At 40.0% G+C, this 17,310-nt stretch carries 17 protein-coding genes; 6 read left to right on the top strand and 11 right to left on the bottom strand.

All coding sequences use genetic code 11. The features are described 5' to 3' along the window. Positions 1-14 precede the first annotated feature (14 nt). From hisD to AAU57_RS05740, 6 genes are all read right to left on the bottom strand, one after another. A complete protein-coding gene (hisD, locus tag AAU57_RS05715) occupies positions 15-1,307 on the bottom strand; it encodes a histidinol dehydrogenase (protein WP_055412002.1) in 1,293 nt (430 codons plus the stop codon). After that, positions 1,307-2,158 carry an ATP phosphoribosyltransferase gene (gene hisG / locus AAU57_RS05720; RefSeq protein ID WP_055412003.1) on the bottom strand — a complete coding sequence of 284 codons (852 nt, stop codon included), beginning with the start codon at positions 2,156-2,158 and terminating at the stop codon, positions 1,307-1,309. Before hisG ends, hisD begins: the two co-directional genes overlap by 1 nt. Before the next feature lie 283 nt (positions 2,159-2,441). Further along, a complete protein-coding gene (locus AAU57_RS05725; protein ID WP_055412004.1) occupies positions 2,442-5,399 on the bottom strand; it encodes a CHAT domain-containing protein in 2,958 nt (985 codons plus the stop codon). 7 nt (positions 5,400-5,406) lie between these two features. Then, positions 5,407-7,032 carry a T9SS type A sorting domain-containing protein gene (locus tag AAU57_RS05730; RefSeq protein ID WP_197275391.1) on the bottom strand — a complete coding sequence of 542 codons (1,626 nt, stop codon included), beginning with the start codon at positions 7,030-7,032 and terminating at the stop codon, positions 5,407-5,409. 97 nt (positions 7,033-7,129) lie between these two features. Beyond that, positions 7,130-7,876 carry a tetratricopeptide repeat protein gene (locus AAU57_RS05735; protein ID WP_055412006.1) on the bottom strand — a complete coding sequence of 249 codons (747 nt, stop codon included), beginning with the start codon at positions 7,874-7,876 and terminating at the stop codon, positions 7,130-7,132. 1 nt (position 7,877) lies between these two features. Beyond that, a complete protein-coding gene (locus AAU57_RS05740) occupies positions 7,878-8,417 on the bottom strand; it encodes an RNA polymerase sigma factor (protein ID WP_055412007.1) in 540 nt (179 codons plus the stop codon). Positions 8,418-8,525: 108 nt separating this feature from the next. On the opposite strand from AAU57_RS05740, the gene AAU57_RS05745 reads away from it, so the two are divergent. From AAU57_RS05745 to AAU57_RS05770, 6 genes are all read left to right on the top strand, one after another. Then, positions 8,526-9,839, top strand: coding sequence for an OmpA family protein (locus AAU57_RS05745; RefSeq protein ID WP_156340006.1), 1,314 nt, complete (start codon positions 8,526-8,528; stop codon positions 9,837-9,839). Positions 9,840-9,845: 6 nt separating this feature from the next. Then, positions 9,846-10,745 carry a hypothetical protein gene (locus AAU57_RS05750; protein WP_156340007.1) on the top strand — a complete coding sequence of 300 codons (900 nt, stop codon included), beginning with the start codon at positions 9,846-9,848 and terminating at the stop codon, positions 10,743-10,745. Further along, positions 10,723-11,031 (top strand): hypothetical protein, encoded by a 309-nt coding sequence (locus AAU57_RS05755; protein ID WP_156340008.1) that lies wholly within the window; start codon positions 10,723-10,725, stop codon positions 11,029-11,031. Before AAU57_RS05750 ends, AAU57_RS05755 begins: the two co-directional genes overlap by 23 nt. 263 nt (positions 11,032-11,294) lie before the next feature. Next, positions 11,295-11,789, top strand: a complete 495-nt coding sequence (locus AAU57_RS05760) for a hypothetical protein (RefSeq protein WP_055412011.1) — start codon at positions 11,295-11,297, stop codon at positions 11,787-11,789. Positions 11,790-11,800: 11 nt separating this feature from the next. Further along, positions 11,801-12,352: a hypothetical protein gene (locus tag AAU57_RS05765; RefSeq protein ID WP_156340009.1), complete on the top strand. Its 552-nt coding sequence runs from the start codon at positions 11,801-11,803 to the stop codon at positions 12,350-12,352. 8 nt (positions 12,353-12,360) lie between these two features. Continuing rightward, positions 12,361-13,437 carry a hypothetical protein gene (locus AAU57_RS05770; protein WP_055412013.1) on the top strand — a complete coding sequence of 359 codons (1,077 nt, stop codon included), beginning with the start codon at positions 12,361-12,363 and terminating at the stop codon, positions 13,435-13,437. A gap of 164 nt (positions 13,438-13,601) precedes the next feature. Here AAU57_RS05770 and AAU57_RS05775 read toward each other — a convergent pair whose 3' ends face one another. The 5 genes from AAU57_RS05775 to trpC are packed head-to-tail and all read right to left on the bottom strand — an operon-like array spanning position 13,602 to position 17,266. Further along, positions 13,602-13,865, bottom strand: a complete 264-nt coding sequence (locus AAU57_RS05775) for a hypothetical protein (protein ID WP_055412014.1) — start codon at positions 13,863-13,865, stop codon at positions 13,602-13,604. A 4-nt stretch (positions 13,866-13,869) separates the two neighbouring features. Further along, positions 13,870-14,652, bottom strand: coding sequence for a tryptophan synthase subunit alpha (trpA, locus tag AAU57_RS05780; RefSeq protein ID WP_055412015.1), 783 nt, complete (start codon positions 14,650-14,652; stop codon positions 13,870-13,872). Positions 14,653-14,655: 3 nt separating this feature from the next. Next, the gene (gene trpB / locus AAU57_RS05785) at positions 14,656-15,831 is read right to left on the bottom strand and encodes a tryptophan synthase subunit beta (RefSeq protein ID WP_055412016.1); all 1,176 of its coding nucleotides are present in this window, start codon (positions 15,829-15,831) and stop codon (positions 14,656-14,658) included. Next, on the bottom strand, positions 15,828-16,466 hold the full coding sequence (locus AAU57_RS05790; RefSeq protein WP_055412017.1) for a phosphoribosylanthranilate isomerase: 639 nt from the start codon (positions 16,464-16,466) through the stop codon (positions 15,828-15,830). Before AAU57_RS05790 ends, trpB begins: the two co-directional genes overlap by 4 nt. Next, positions 16,463-17,266 (bottom strand): indole-3-glycerol phosphate synthase TrpC, encoded by an 804-nt coding sequence (trpC, locus tag AAU57_RS05795; RefSeq protein ID WP_055412018.1) that lies wholly within the window; start codon positions 17,264-17,266, stop codon positions 16,463-16,465. The genes AAU57_RS05790 and trpC overlap by 4 nt, the downstream gene beginning before the upstream one ends. Positions 17,267-17,310: the final 44 nt, after the last annotated feature.

A 17,310-nucleotide genomic window follows, 5' to 3' on the forward strand; every position in this document is an offset into this window, starting at 1 on the left:
CGTTCAGGTACGATTTAATCATTATTTAAACTTTTTAATCTCACACTCACTGCACTTTTGTGCGCATCCAGACCTTCGGCAGCGGCCATTTTTTCCACAGCTGGCCCTAAATTTTGAATGCCTTGAGCCGTTGCTTTTTGATAGGTCACCTTATTCACAAAACTATCTACCGATACGCCACTATAATTACGCGCATAGCCGTAGGTTGGCAACGTGTGATTGGTACCGCTGGCATAATCGCCGAGACTTTCACAAGTGAACGAACCTATAAAAATGGATCCTGCAACCGCGATTTGGTTAGCCACTTCATCAGCATTTTCTGTATTTATAATCAGGTGTTCTGGAGCATATACATCAGACCACTCCACACATTGATCCATACTTTCCAGCACGATGGTTTTGCTGTTTTCCAGAGCAGCTTCGGCAGTTTGCTTTCGCGAAAGCGAACTCAATTGAACTTCTAATTGCTCATTAACAGCATGGGCAAGATCTTCAGAATCCGTCAATAGAATCACTTGGGAATCGTGGCCATGTTCTGCCTGAGCCAATAAATCTGAAGCCACAAAAGCTGGGTTTGCGGCGGCATCTGCAATGATCAACACCTCTGATGGTCCAGCAGGCATGTCGATCGCGACGCCTTCTTGCTGAGCCAGTTCCTTAGCGCGAGTCACAAAGGCATTTCCAGGGCCGAAAATCTTGTAAACGTTGGGAACACTTTCAGTTCCATAAGTCATTGCGGCGATGGCTTGAGCGCCACCAACTTTATAGATTTCGGTTATGCCGCATAGGTTTGCCGTGTGTAACACGACTGAATTGATATTGCCGTTTGCATCTGTAGGACTGCATAAAACGACCTGTTTATTGCCAGCAATTTTAGCAGGAATTCCCAGCATCAAAACGGTAGAAAAAAGCGGAGCAGAGCCACCCGGAATGTACAATCCTACCTTTTGGATGGGCAGTGATTTTCTCCAACAGGTCATTCCAGGCATGGTTTCTACCACAGGATAATCTTGAGTGTAGCACGCCTTATGGAATTTATAAATATTGTCGTAAGCCGTTTGAATCGCAGTTTTTAAACTTTCATCCACTTGTGTGGAGGCGTGAGAAATTTCTGTTGGACTTACTTTTAGGTCTTTTAATTCTGCTTTATCAAATTGCTTTGCAAAAGCGATCAATGCCTCATCACCATTCTCGCGTACGAGTTGGATAATTTCTTTAACCGCGTGATCGACTTCAGAGCGTTGCTTGAGCGGTCGCTCTAAAAGTGATTGTTGGTGCGCTTGCGACGGATTTATGATAATTTCCATCAGGCGATTAATTTTTCAATAGGACTCACGAGAATTCCCTGTGCGCCAGCATCCTTTAACTGGTCGATGACGTTCCAAAAGTCATTTTCTTCAATGACACTGTGTAGACTTGACCAACCTTCTTCGGCCAATGGAAGCACAGTTGGGCTTTTCATTCCTGGCAACAATGCTGAGATTTCTTCAATCTTATCGTTGGGCGCGTTCAAGAGAATGTACTTGTTTTTAGCCGCATTCATGACGGCTTCCATACGGAACATGAGCTTGTCCAGCAGTTCCTTTTTCTCGCTGTTCAATGATGGGTTGGATATGAGAACTGCCTCACTATACATGACGGTTTCTACTTCTTTCAAGCCGTTCATGATAAGTGTAGAACCAGTAGAAACGATGTCGCAGATACCTTCGGCCAGGCCTATTCCTGGTGCGATTTCTACAGATCCGCCGATTTCCTCAGTCGTGGCGTTGATGCCTTTGTCGGCAAAAAACTTTTTGACAATGGTTGTGTAACTACTCGCTACGCGTTTACCATTGAACCATTCCAAACCAGTGTAGTCCACATCTTTTTGAACGGCGAGACTCAAACGACAACCAGCAAAACCCAGTTGCTTGATCACATCGACTTTTTGGTCTTTTTCCTCAACCTCATTCAATCCTAGGATTCCAAGATCTGCAACTCCTTGCGCCACATATTGTGGGATGTCGTCATCACGTAGAAACAAAATCTCGATAGGGAAATTCTTTGCTTTAGAACTCAATTTGCGCGTCCCGTTATCAAATTTGATCCCACAATCCTTCAAGAGTTGAAGGGATTTGTCTGATAATCTTCCTGATTTTTGTACTGCTATTCTAATCATTTGTTGGTGCTTTTCAGCTTTTTGAGTCTCTTTTAGGCTGCTTTTTGTTCCTGATGGAAATGCAAAAACCCGCCTAGAAAAGACGGGTTTTTAAATATGTTGAGTTACATCAATACATTTTTAGCTCGCCTTGCGGGAAGTGTTTAAATGATGGTGATGTGTGTTGTTTGATTTCATTGCAGTGCAAATGTAGGTGGTGTTTCGCTTTCGCGAAAGCGAACTCATGAATAATTACTTTTTTTTAACCTTTACACTGGTTTTCGATCTACTTCAAATCTAAATCTTAGGTTTTGGAACGATTTAAGAGTCCTCTCAAAATGAAGAATATACCTAGCATCAAGAATATTCCCAAGGCATAATGCCACCAGTGAAATGGTGATGTTATAGGACTTACGTCGCCAGTAATAATAAATCCTGCCCAGTAATACGGATGTTTCAACTCTTCTTCTACCTGAGCGTTTAAGTAGTCCTGTTTTGCCTTTTTAAGGGCTACATCTTTGTGGTCTCCATTCTTGAGATGTGTATAAAAAGATTTCATGATTATGGAAGTCTCACGATCTGGAACGCGCCATAAACTAGTCAATGTGGCTCTGGCACCAGCATATTGAAAGGCACGCGACAAACTCATCACACCTTCAATAGGGTCGACTTTTCCATAAGCTGTGTTGCATGCACTCAATGTGACTAGATTTGAATTTAGGTCAAGGTTATAGATCTCGTCCAGGTTCATATAATCGTCTTCTTTATCACCATAAAAAAGAAGTTTTGCGTCCCGGCTATTCCCTTCATCCACCACAGCATGCATCGCTAGGTGGTGTAGGTTGTAGTGTTTTGCAGTGTCTTTAAAATTTTTCTTGGTAGCATCAGTTCTAGTCATCAATTCACCATCAAAAAGATTTGAGATGAATTTTGATTCTTCAATGGCATACGGCAACATGTAATTTCCAGAACGCTCTATATCTCGAGATACGGGATTATCTGGGACTGAATTGTAGGAAGGTGAATAAGCCACAAAGCTGTTAGTCGTCGTTTCATGGCTTAGATATGATGTTTGATAGGCATTTATAGATGGTGCGTGAACAATGTTGGTTTCTCTATCAAGGATCAACTCCATTGGGATGGATGTCATTGCACCTTCTGTAATCACTACCAAATCATTTTCAAAAGATTTTAAATTATAAAGGTCTTTAAGTTGCGTCACGGTTTCCTCTAACGGTTCTTTGCTACGTATTTGATTTCTTAGACTTTTTGACAAGCTTAATAGTTGATCTTTTTTGATGGGCGTTTGAAAGTCTAATGAATTGGAACTAATAAGTACTGGATAAAATAAGCTATCTGTTTGGTAGACTCTAAAGAGGTCTCTTTTCTTTAATTTCTGCTGAAATTCTGATAGTTTGAAATCCCTAGAGTAGATGCTGGCATAAACTGGATTGATGGAAGTCATCGCGTTGACCACACTGTCAATTGTTGTCAACGAGGCATTATATTTTTTCAATTTTGAGTTGTTAGATACGCTATCCAGTTCCAGTTTCAATTTTTGAACCTCTGTCATTAAGGATTTTCTCAATTTATTCAAGCTGGACATTTGTGGACTAGGTACTATTTCGCGCGACAGGTTTTCTATTACCAGTTCCAATGAATAGCTATCTTCAAGTAATTCAATCATTGAAGTTTTGGAATTTGTCAAATTATAATTCTTCAAATCTTGAAAGGTGAGCAGCACACCTTCTCTTGTTTTTAATAGAATCTCTTTTTGCCCAATGGAATAGCGACCATTTTTTCTGAAAGAATTCAGCATTTTCAAATTGAACATCCACAGATTGTGCGCTATTTTCAAACTTTCCAAATTGTTTTTCTTTTTGAAAATGTTGTATGAGTTTTCAGCCAAATGGGAATGAATCAAAAGGTTTGACGAGTTGAATTGCGCAGTTTCCTCTTTATTCAGCTTATCGATAGATTCAATGCCTTTATCTTTTAAATAATTAAGGATTGATTTATTGTGACTGTCTGCATCCTGAATAAGAATGTAATAGTCAGATTTGTTTTGTAGATGCTTTAATAACTCATAATTATGATTTAATTCAGTAGCAAGTTTGAAATGCTTATCAATGTAAAAGAGCATACTGTCGGCCTGTTTCTTAAAATCGAAGTAGTGGACCTTTGAATTATATACAGAAAGTGGATTCGTATAAATATTTACTGCATTTTGATTTGTTTTTTGGATGATGATATTTCCAATGCTATCCAGTTTTTTGTAAGGATTAGTTTCTACAAAGTTCTCCTGTAATAGAATGTCGTTAAGAGCTTTTACATAATAATGATCGTGATAATAGAATTTTTCATCCACTTGTGCGTAATATTCAAAAACTTGATCTCTTGATTTTTTTGCTAGGGTAGGGTCTTTTTTTGCGTTTGCCAGACGGAGATATTTATCCTCAAGTATCATTTGTTCTATGATAGGCTTTCCTATATTGATTTCTTTCCACTGTAACAAAAGCGCTTCAGCCCTTTTATAAGCACCTGTATCTATGTAATACTCAAATAAAGGGTCGTATATCATGAATAGACGATCTTCTAGAATTGGGGTTTTCTCGGTATTACTGAGAGTTTTTTCAAGAAGTGAGGCGACTTTTTTTTCTTCTTCACTATCACTCAATTCAGTGATGGCCATTAAGTGATTGCGCATATTTGTCAATCTCAACGTTTCCCAAACTGCTTTTAGTTCTGGGTCATTAACTACAGACAGATTCTGATCTATAAGATTAGCATTAGGCAGTATGGCGTTGTCTATAGCTTGCTGGTACTTTCCAGCTCTTTGAAGAATACCACTTAAATTAGCGAACATTGAAGATATGGAAGTGGGATCAATGTGTTTAATTCCATTGATGTTGTTCAAAAAATCTTTGACCAGTTCTTCTCGTTCCTGAATCCTTTCACTAGCTGTGTAGAGCTCATCAAGGTAAAATGTTGTTTGAGCATATAAAGAGGTGGATGTCGAATCACGCAAATCACGATTTTCATATGCCTTTTCAAAGTTCCATAATGAGGAATCTAAGTGTTGTTCATTATAAAAACTTAAGCCAGAATCGTAATACTTTTTCTGTAATTCGATGCTGGCAGAGTCAATTTCCTGTTGCTTTTTTATTCTTGTTGCAATTGTTTTTTCTTTTTTTGCTTCCTGACCATTGTTGCAACCTGCCAATAAAAACAAAAATGGCACAATGAGGTATAATTGCTTCATATTAAGTCTATTGTATTTTTATAAATTTAATAACTTCTTTGTAATCAAGAAATTCAACATTTATAAAATACAATCCACTGGCTAGGTCGTCAAGAGGTATAGCTTCCATCGACCTATGATTTTTACCTTGCAAAACTTCTTTGCCAGTCAGATCCTGAATCGAGTATGAAAAGAAATCTGTTTCTGCATTTACGTTTAGAGTTGATTTAGCAGGATTAGGATAAATGGAAATTGCAGGTGTAACAGACTCTCTGGATCCAGCTGTTTGATCCAATTTATAGACGAACGCAGCTCCAGATTCTTCGTTAGTGAAATCATCATTTAGGTCATACTCATTATCTGGGGCACCTACCACCACAATGTTTCCCGAGATGGCACAACTGTAACCAAATTCACTAACAAAGCTAGAAGGATTTTGATCTAAAGCACTTACCTGTGAACTATTTACCACTGTACCATCAGTTGACAGCTCGTGTAACCAGAATGCACCAGCTGGTGTTAGAAAGCCGCTAGGTCCCATAAATCTATCTTGATAGGAACTTACGACCAGTCGATTACCTTCCAGGTCCATGTCGTGACCATACCACATGTTCCCGCCTAGACTTGTGGTAGTTATCTGCTCAATCTCGCTCCAGCTATTCGTTACCGTATCGTACTTATAAAGATAAACTAGACCTTGTTTGAACCATGTACCAGATGAATTGGTTATGTTTTTGAAAGGTGCGCTCACCGCCATTAGGTCGGCTGAGATGGTCGTGGTTAATCCGTAAAAATCACCAGACGCAACATTGTCTGGCACTATTTTCTGGACAAAATTAAATATTCCAGACGCATCCTTTTGATAGTAGTAGGACGAACCTCCTAGATTAATGGCCTGGCCATTAATCTCGTGCCTTTCTCTAGCGGCACCTATTATTAGTTTATCACCGTCAAAATCCACGCTATACCCAAAAGCTGCTTGAGGCGACCGATCTGGAGCAACTAATGATTGAACCAGTTCAAATTTACCAGAGCCGCTATTTAAATTGTAGACATGAACAACTCCAGCGGCGTTCACCGCTGCGCCAGGATTGTTAGGGTCTCTGGTTTGCCAGGATTCACCTACAATTAAAGTACCGTTTTGATATGAAAAATCCATCCCATAGTAAGCTCGAGTTTCCCTTACAGGTGCCTCAAGACTTTGCCATAAGTCCCAGGTAGTGGTCTGATCATTAAATTTATAGATGAATAGATTTCCAGGATCGAGGAGCTGTTCCTCTGATGTACTAAAGTCTCCAAAAATGGCGCTCACAAAAGCATAATCACCATCAATCTCTACCTCATAGCCATAGTCAACTTGACGTGGACGATTAGGGAATACTAGCTTTTGCTCAAAATTCCAAATACCATCAGTGTCCCGGCGATAGATGTAGGCCGCACCAGAGGTGAACGTCGTGAAAGAACCAGCCAGGTCATTATAATCACTAGGATCGCCTATAATCATTAGATCACCGGTGACGTCAATAGAATTTCCATAATTGTCGCCGGCAAATGGATCTGGCTGTATTAGTTTTTGCTGTAAAATAAAAGATTGCGATTGTAGCTGTGTGAGATTACCTAAGAGCAATGCCACAAAAAAGTAAAGAGTTTTCATGAGGTACGTTTTCATTTTATGCACTTAGTAATCTAAAGGTTAACACAAATTACTTTGAAAATTTCGCTTTCGCGAAAGCGATACCACCAACGAGTTCTTACAAATGTTCTAGATCTTCCAGCAGTTCACGTGCTTTGATATAATTGAAGGACTCGGCTTTAGAAATTGCTTGTAGTACTTTCTTGCTTTCCTGTACGTTGCCATTGCGTAGATATGCTAAAGCTAGATACCAGCGGGAACGCGCATAAAAATCATCGTTAACTTTTTGATGCCGTTGGTATAATGAAATCGCATTTTCTGTGTGACCTAGCCCTAATTGAGAATTTGCCAGATAGAACAGATATATGGTCTGTGGATCTGCCTGATATAGGCTATCTAGGAGCTTTGAAGAAAGCTCGTAATCCTTGATCTCATAGGCGTAAAATGCTCTACTAACCATATCGTCACTGATCTCTGTGCCGCGCTCAATGCTACCCATAACGTTTCTATAGGGCTCGTAATTATTTTCAAAAAGCTCAAATGCGCTAGGCTCATTCCCAAATATATTCAGGAATAACAAGATAACCGCTGCTGCTCCTACCAGCGGTAGAATGATTTTAAGAAGCACTTGATCTTTTGTTTTTTTGGAAGCAAGATCTAGGTTTTCATGTTTTAGCTCTTGCTTTTTAAAAATTTCTCTCAATACAGATTTTCTATGGTCTGTTGCAACAGCCTTTATATCCAGAGCCTCATTGTACAATTCTTTAAATTGAGTATTGTTATTAATAAGGTCTTCAAATAATTCCAACTCTTCTTTTGAAGCTCTTTGATGAATGATTTTTTGTATGAGAGTGGAGAATTCCATATTACCTCTTTATGTTGTCTTTGAGTTGTTTCATGCAGCGACTTTTTTGAGCTTTTACGGTGTTTTCACTGGTATAATGCTCTATTTTCATAATTTCTTTTATTGTAAGTCCCTCCAGATAAAATAAGCTGATGATGTTTTTACAACGAGTCCCCAGTTTGTCAAAAGCATCACGTAACAATTGTTGTTTCTCACTTAAAACCTGTTCATCCAGGTCCAGCTGTTCTATTCCTCCTTTAATGTCTAGTGGCTCTTTGAGGTTAACAGTTTTCTTTTGCTTTCTTAGGACTTCATGAATCTTATTGTTCCCTATTCCAAAAATATAGGTCTTCAAACTACTGGTTAGCGATGTCAATTTTCCAGATGCTGCATTCTCAAAGAGTATAATGAAAGAATCCTGATAAATGTCCGTAGCCGTTTCTTGATTCACCCCTTTTTTTAGGGCATGGCCTACAAATTCCCTTTGATAGAGGTTGTACTGCTCTTTAAAAAAGGCAGGATCTCCTGATCGCAATAGGTCCAGAATAGCTCGATTATTCATTGAGGATTCTCTAAGCGTATGATGGTAAAATTACAAATTAGATGTTAAGGATGTTAACCTTTTGCAAAAAGGGTTCATAAAGAGGTGACTAACAAACCCACTAAGATTATGAAAACATCAATCAAATGGCTGTGTCTTCTGGCACTCCTTTCCACCTCAACAGGAAACGCTCAATTTTTCAAAAAGCTCAAGACAAAAATTGACAAGAAGCTTAAGCAAACGGAACAAAAAATTGAAAAAAAAGTAGATAAAGGTATCGATGACTTGCTTTTTTCTACCGACTCGAGCGCTATAGATAGCGAGGCGATGGTCGAGGACGACGTCCTATCAAATTCAACACCGGATTCTATGGATATGAATCAAGAGAACCCTTCAAATCTTGCAGTTGTAGAGGCCTACAGCGCTTATGATTTTGTGCCAGGTTCAACGATTAAGGCCGTAGAAGATTTTTCAGGTACCGATCTTGGAGATTTTCCCTCTAATTGGAATTCCAACGCTGGCGCCGAGGTCGTGGAGCTTAATTCACAACCTGGCAGATGGCTAAAAATCGGAAATGGATCAAAAACTCTCGTGATGAATGATATTGTTAATAATTGGGAAGAAGACTTCACGCTTGAATTTGATATTGCTCACGACTTTCCCCAGCAATCTGCTTTTAAGAGACATTTTGATATCATTTTATCTGACTTAAAAGACGCTAATTCCTATCTGACAGATGCCTATGAAGGTAAGGCTTACACATATTTAAGGATTGGCGCTGGTGGTGGCAGCGGCTATGGTGCGCAGATTTACAAGAAAGCCACCACAAAGAGTTTAAACGCCTCGTCAAAAACTAGCTATGACAACTTCTATGCGCAAACTGCAATAGATAGAGTACATCACGTGTCTATCGTGAAAAAGGGATTAAGACTAAAGATGTATATCAACGGAGATAAAGTTATAGATATGGTTAGAGCCCTTGACCCAGCAGTAAACTACACAACCTTACGATTTGGCACCAATATTTCTCCCAATGATCAACATTTCTACGTTTCTAACTTTAAGTATGCGGGCGATGTTGAAATCCCAGAATCTCTATTTGAGAATGGCAGCTTTCAAGCTCATGGAATCACTTTTGAAAGTGGTACCACGATGATAAAACCAGAATCTGCTGGTGTTCTCAAGCGTCTAGCGCAAGAGATGCAGCAATCTGCAGCCTCCTACCAGATCATAGGTCATACCGATAGTGATGGCGATCAGGCCATGAATCAAGTGTTGTCTGAGCAACGAGCTCAGGTAGTTAAGGATATACTGGTTCAAAACTACTCTATAAAGCCATCGAGACTTAGCACTGCTGGAATGGGAGAAATGAACCCTATTTCTAATGGAACAACTCTAATGGACAAAGCAAAAAACCGTAGGGTAGAAATCAAAAAAATATAACTTATCATGAAAACATTAATGTCAATCTTATTTACAGTTTTAACATTTAATCTAACACTGGCAGCAGACAAGTTAAAAGATGGAATGTACACCTCTGACCATGGAAATATTCATGTTCTCAATAGTAAGTCTAATAAAAAGGCCGTTGGCTTGTACAATTCTAGGGGCTTCTTGCTATTGTCTCCTTTCTCCATAAGCGGTAGAGGTACTGTTTATACAGGAGCATTCTCAAACAATTGTAAAAACGGCTTGGTTTCATTTATGGTAACCTCAACAAATCAATGGAGTGGCGAGTGGCGATGGAAGACAACTACAGGAGCAAACAATTGGGATGGTAAATGGAACGGTAGTTTCAAAACGGATAACAGGCTGCAGCGTAATGATTTGAACAAAACTTTTCAAACTGATCTAGGAACGTTGGACCTGATACAAAATGAAGAAGGAAAGGTAGCTGGGTTTCTATATGCTCACGACAGGGAATATTACGTCTATGGTAATTTTCAAAACAACAAATTTAAGGGATACATCACAACAGATGAAAGCAGTATAGAGTGCAACACAGGCCAAAATATAGAATTTGAGTGGAACACTGGAATTTATGGCGCCGCTACCATTCCTGGTTATAACAAAAAAACGTTTAGAGGAGATTCTTTTAAAAATAAGCTTGAAGTGGTTCTACAGACCATCAAGAACTATGAAAATCGAGGTCTCATGCACGGTGAAGAAAAGGGAAAAATCACCATTTCTACTGGTTTGTTTGATGATAAAGGCATGCTATTTACAAAAGATCTGTATAAAGACACCAGGCACAAAACCTATAAAGAAGGAAAGGCGTATGAGGTAAATGCACTCGCCTCTAGAGATATATTTTACAGCTTCAATAATGATGGACTACAGCAATCCTAGCTTGAAGATGTCCTTTATTCACGATAGACAACGTACGATCAGTAATTTTCAGGATAGACTTGTGTCCACATCCATCCCTCTTAAACCATTATTGGAATATCTCAATTTTAAAAGAAACCCAACCAGTTTTATAGATGGTCCCGATGGTCGCAAAAAAGTACCTGGAACAGACCACACCTTCTGGCTTACAGAGTCAAACGGTAAACGCAAGGTTCGTGGCTATGCATTTATCAAGTATGGAGACAATGATAAATGGGGTTACTTCTACACGCTAGAATTGCGATAAAATCCCACTACGACATTCAGTAACCTCATTTTGTGAATGGTAAAGATTGGTATGAATTCGCTTTCGCGAAAGCGAATCTTAAAAACCTTTCAATCAATTTTTCTAGTTGTAGAAATCCTAGAGAACCTTAGCGCACAATGATTGGATAGCTCTCAGCTTGAAAACTGAGTCCAGCGTTTGAACTGATGGTTGCTGTAAAAGACAAATGACCTATAGATCCATAACGGAAACTTTACAAATCAAAAATCAAAAAAACTAAAACAATGAAATCATTAATGTACCTCACCATATTCTTTATCGTCACGAGCTTATCCCATGCCCAGCAGGTAGATGGAAAATTACTCATCAATAACTCTTCAAAAATCGAGATCAAACTTAAGGATGGCAATGCGGTGGATCTATTCAAGCAATTTAAAATGGGAACCCACCAGATTAAATTTATTTTTGAGGGTAAAGGTCTACCTAGAGATGAGCAAAAAAGACAGATTGCGCTGGTAGAATTTCAAACAACCCTTTTTAAAAACGGAAAGCAAATTGGAGCGGTAAAACGTCAACCCATGCCATTTTTTCCTGGAGAAATGTTAGAGCCGGTTGAGGCTTTTGACATCATCAACTTACTATCTACAACAGCCAGCAAGTTTTCTAGCTCCAGCTATCCTGGCAAAGTCGCTCCAGGCACCTATGAGGTGAGGTTAACCGCAAAAATGATAGGAGTTAAAGGTGAAATTGCACCAGTATCGTTAGTCATATTTATCTAAAAAAAATGAACATGAAATATTACCTAATCACAAGCATGCTACTTTTTTTAATCGCATGCCAAAACAATAGTCATACTGACCCCAACGAGCATATTTCTTCAGACCAACCCATACAGAGATACAATGGTGAATTGTTGAGGGTAAGTGACATTACCTATGCCTGCGACCATTTAACGGAAGATAATATCAAAAAATGGTACGGTCTAGAAAAGATAGTATGGCTTTCAAAGCCTAGCAATCAAGGTCTTGAAAACTCTTGCAGTGCGGCATTCTATGCTGGGACGACAGACACAGATGTAGGGATACAAGTGTACGACTATCCGTCTTTGGAAAAATTAAACACAGATCTGGAAGTATTGCAAGAAATGCAAATGGAACGTGTTCAAGGCTTAGGCTATCCAGCTTTCTGGTATGGTGGGAACGTATATCAAAAGTCACTTACCCTTTTCTATAAGGGATTGAAGATAGTAGTTACACAACCTGCCCGTGATTTCTATGATGAGGCTACTCACAAAAAAAGATCCATCCAGATCGCAAGGGAATATTTAGCAACTTTTAATTAAATACAATCATGAAATCAATAGACCTAAAATTCAAAAATCAATTTTTATACTCATACCTCTTCATACTTGGTATGGTAACATTCTCCTGCAGTAATGACGACGATGCTGCTGCGGTAGATCCATCACCAGAGCTTGTTATTTTGGCAGCAAAAGATGTAAATGGAACTGAAATAGTGAGCATCAAAAGTGAATCAGAGACAATACCTTTAGAAATGCTACCAGATAATAACGTGAGTGCCATGACAGTTGACAATGGCATTGTTTATACCTCTGGTTACTATAAAAACAATAATGAATGGAATGGAGTGTTTTGGCAAGGTACAGCCGCACAACGTTTGACTGACACTGGAAACCGAGTATACACCGTAGACATTGCCATAGATAAGGGCGATATTTATATTGCTGGTCGAGAAATTGTTCCTGGAACAAGTAACCTTGCTAAGGTCTGGAAAAATGGTGTTTTAAAGGATTTGGAAACTCCATCATTTGCACTGTCTATACCGAATGCCATCGCGATTAAAGGTGGAGAGTCATATACTTGTGGATACATCAGGCCTACTTTGGGAGGTTCTTCCAGAGCTGTCATCTGGAAGGACCAGATGCTTATGGAACTTCCTGGTAACCCAAATGCTGTTTCGGCCGATGCTAGGGCTATCGTAGTTGCCGGCGAAGATCACTATGTGGCTGGATACGAATCAGACCAATCATCCTCAATAGGAAAGATATGGAGGAATGATCAATTGCTATATAGTATTAGAATTCCTGAAGCGAGCTTGGTTTTGGAATCGATAGATGTTTACGAAGGAGATGTTTACACCATAGGTAGGACTTTGTCTACGGATGGTTCAGGAGTTAGAACCCTGCAATATTTTAAAAACAACGTATCTGTCGCAGTATTGGCCCAAAGTGCTACAAGCGCTAACGCGATAAAGATAAAAGTGATCGATGGTGATGTATATTGCTTGGGCATTTATAGAGATGCGCAAGACAATCTAGTTTCTACGATCTGGAAAAATGGAGTAGAACAAGAGTTTCCTTATTTGGATTCTCAAGAGTTGATATATGGCTTTGATTTCTACAGATAACTATTAAAATAGACGGTGATTTTTGGGATTGCGCTTTCGCGAAAGCGTAATCCCAACTGTCATTTTTACAAGTATTCATAACTTTTGGAGGTCTAAGCAAATGGAGCTATGTAGTTAGATTTCTACCGAAAAGGAAACTATCTACCTTTTAAAAGGCTTTAGGTTCATTTACTTTTCAATTGCTCTAGATAGTCTCTCCAGACTTTCTCAGCAGCTTTCATGTCATCATTGCGATGCGGGTGATGCTTGGATCGCTGCTCCATAGTGACACAAATTTGCTTGGCATGGTTTTGATCGATCTCACCGTTTTCTAGTAAAGCCTTGACTTTTTCAACGCTTTCTTCAGCTTTCTCTTTGCTTGCAAAACCCAATCCCTCAACGGTGGTTTCTGGATTATCGTCGGTGTATAGGTTTTCTGAATCAGCCATAAAACTAACCCTTTACAGATTTTACAAACTGCTGTACGGTGCTGGAAATGTCAGTAGCGTTACTTATCTGGCGAATAAACTCACTCCCGATGATTGCTCCATCCACGTATTTGCAAGCATCCTTAAAATTTTGGGCATTTTTTATGTTGAACCCAGTCAGTACCGGCGTGTTCAAATCCATATCTCTCAATTTACCTAGATAATCTGCAGCTGCTGAAAAGTCTGCCTTGGAACCTGTTGTGCTCGCGCTGCTCACCGCATAGATAAAGCCTGTAGAGTTTTCATCAATCTCACGTATGCGCTTTTCTGAAGTCTGTGGTGTTACCAAGAAAACATTGGAAATGTTATGCTTTTCAAAAGTGTCCTTAAATTCCATTTGATAGGAATACATAGGTAGATCTGGAATGATCAATCCATCCACACCTACCGCAGCACAGCGTGCGCAGAATCTATCCAATCCATATTGCATAACAGGATTCAAATATCCCATGAGCAATACCGGTGTGCTGAAATCTGGATTTTCTGATTTAAACTGATCCAGTTGTGTGAACAGTTTCTCGATGGACATCCCATTTTCCAGCGCCTTCTTGCTGCTCTCTTGAATAGTTGGGCCATCTGCTAGCGGATCACTAAAAGGTATGCCTATTTCTACAAGATCCACTTTAGAATCTTCCAAGGCCTTTAAAATAACAGTGGTGTCTTCTAGCTTAGGATAACCAGCGGTGAAAAATATATTGAGCAAGTCCTTAGGTTTGCTAGCAAATAGCTGGGTGAGTTTGTTCTGCATGGCTTAAAGTTCGTTGAGTTTGAGTTCGCGCATATACGTATCCATATCCTTATCGCCACGACCAGAGAGATTAATCACCACACGATCGGTTGGCTTTAAATCCAGATCTTTTAGCACAGAAAATGCGTGAGCAGTTTCCAGCGCGGGAATGATTCCTTCCAGTCGACTGCATTCGACGGCTGCTTTGAGAGCATCTGCATCTGTTACCGCCATGTATTGAGCACGATCAGATACTTTTAACCAAGCGTGTGCTGGGCCTATACCAGGATAATCCAATCCAGCACTAATGCTGTGCGGCTCAACTACCTGTCCATCTTTGTCCTGCATCATGATGGATCTACTGGCGTGTAATACACCAGGCGTTCCTAGTGTCAATGTTGCTGCAGTTTTATCAGTATCCACGCCTAGTCCAGCAGCTTCTACACCTATGAGTTTGACTGATGGATCATCCAAGAAATGATAAAAAGCACCCATGGCATTAGAACCACCACCTACACAAGCGATCACATAATCAGGCAAGCCTTGCATTTGTTCTTTGATTTCCTTGGAGATAACACTTTGATAACGCGCTACCATATCTGGATATGGATGTGGTCCAACGACGGATCCAATAATGTAATGCGTATCTTCAGGATTATTGATCCAGTCGCGCATCGCTTCGTTTGTTGCGTCCTTCAAGGTTTTGGAACCGCTCATGGCTGGTCGTACTTCGGCACCCAGCATTTTCATACGGGCAACGTTAGGCGCCTGGCGCTCGATGTCCTTCTCGCCCATGTAGACGATACACTTCAAACCTTTGAGAGCACAAACGGTTGCCGTGGCAACGCCATGCTGACCAGCACCAGTTTCTGCAATGATTCTTTTCTTGCCTAGTTTTTCGGCAAGTAGGATCTGGCCTATGGTATTGTTGACTTTATGAGCGCCCGTATGGCAAAGGTCTTCACGTTTTAACCAGATTTCGGCACCGTATTTTGCTGATAGCCTTTTGGCTAGGAACAATGGCGTAGGTCTGCCTACATAGTCCTTGAGCAGCTGGTGAAATTCGGTCTGGAACTCCTCACTTTTCTCGATTTTCAGGTAGTTTTCCTGAAGTTCCTCAATGTTGGGATAGAGCAATTCTGGTATGAATGCACCACCAAATTCTCCATAAAATCCTTTCTCGTCTACTTGATAGCTCATTTTCTCAATTTTTCTATGAAACTTTTAATCATCTCGATATTCTTCAATCCAGGTTCATCCTCAAATTGTGAGTTGAGGTCCACACCTAGAAGCATATCGTGCTTTATATTTTTGACGACTGTCGCATCGTCTTCAGAAATGCCGCCACTTAACAAAAAGGGAACACTGCCGTTATAAGAGTCGAGTATTTGCCAGTTAAATTTCTTGCCGCTGCCACCATAATTCTTGGTAGCTGTATCAAAAAGGAAAAATAATTTTCCAGGATACTGTTTTCCCAATTCCAGCCAGTCTTCCAGAGCTTTGAAATCGAAGTCTTCGTGCATTTGAAATGCCTTGAAAACCTTGATGTCTAATTCCAGTAACGCTTTCGCGAAAGCGGAATCCTCATCACCATGTAGCTGTACCACATCTAACTGTAAAGGAATGATATCCTGCAAAATATCTTGAAGCGTAGCATTGACGTAGACTCCAACCGTTCCTTTGTTCATGGTGAGTTGCTCGATATGAGACTTTTGAGCATCATCCACGTATCGCTTGCTCTTAGGATATCTTATGATGCCCATAAAGTCAATGTCCAACTGCTGCAGTGCATTGATGTTTTCAGTTTCTCGCATGCCGCATACCTTGATCATCATGACTGTATCGCTATTATAAATTCGCTACAACTATGACCTGGATCGTTGGTTTTCATGAAGTTTTCACCTATCAAAAATCCTTTATATCCCAATCCAGCCAATTCCTTTACTATCGCCGGATCTGAAATTCCGCTTTCAGAAATGGCCAAAACGTCTTCAGGAAAATGGGGTAGCAGGTCTTTGCTGTTTTGGATATCAGTTTTGAAGCGTTTTAAGTCGCGATTGTTGACACCTATCATGAATTTACCGATCAATAAGGACTCTGTTAGGTGCTTCACGCGATTTAATTCTTCCAAATCATGTACTTCAAACAATATGTCAAGCTGCAGATTAAGTGCTTCTGCGGCCATGGTCTTCAATTCCTCATCATTGAGGCAGGCAGCGATAAGCAAGATAGCATCTGCGCCATAGGCTCTGGCCTCATGAATTTGATATAGATCGATCATAAAATCCTTGCGCAGGATAGGGATATCAACGCTTTCCCTGGCGTCTATAAGATCTTGTAGCGTACCACCAAAGAAGGGTTCATCAGTCAAACAACTGATCGCGCTTACACCTGCGGCCTCATATCCTTTTACCACCTCTTTAATAGTTGCTGGGCAATTAAAAGAACCTTTTGATGGGCTTTGTCGCTTATGCTCTGCTATGATCCCACTACCGTTGGCGATCGCATTGCGCATTGAGATGGTCCTTCGAAGGTAATGTGGCATTTGTCGTAGATCATCTAAAGAAACTTTTGCCTTGCGTTTTACGAGGTCTTCTCGTGTTTGATCGGTTATTTTTTTAAGTATGTCTTCCAAGGTGGTCGTTGGTATAAAGTTTTAAAGTATTCTTCCGTAATGGT

The sequence above is a fragment of the Nonlabens sp. YIK11 genome (genome assembly GCF_001413925.1).
Taxonomy (GTDB): Bacteria; Bacteroidota; Bacteroidia; order Flavobacteriales; family Flavobacteriaceae; genus Nonlabens.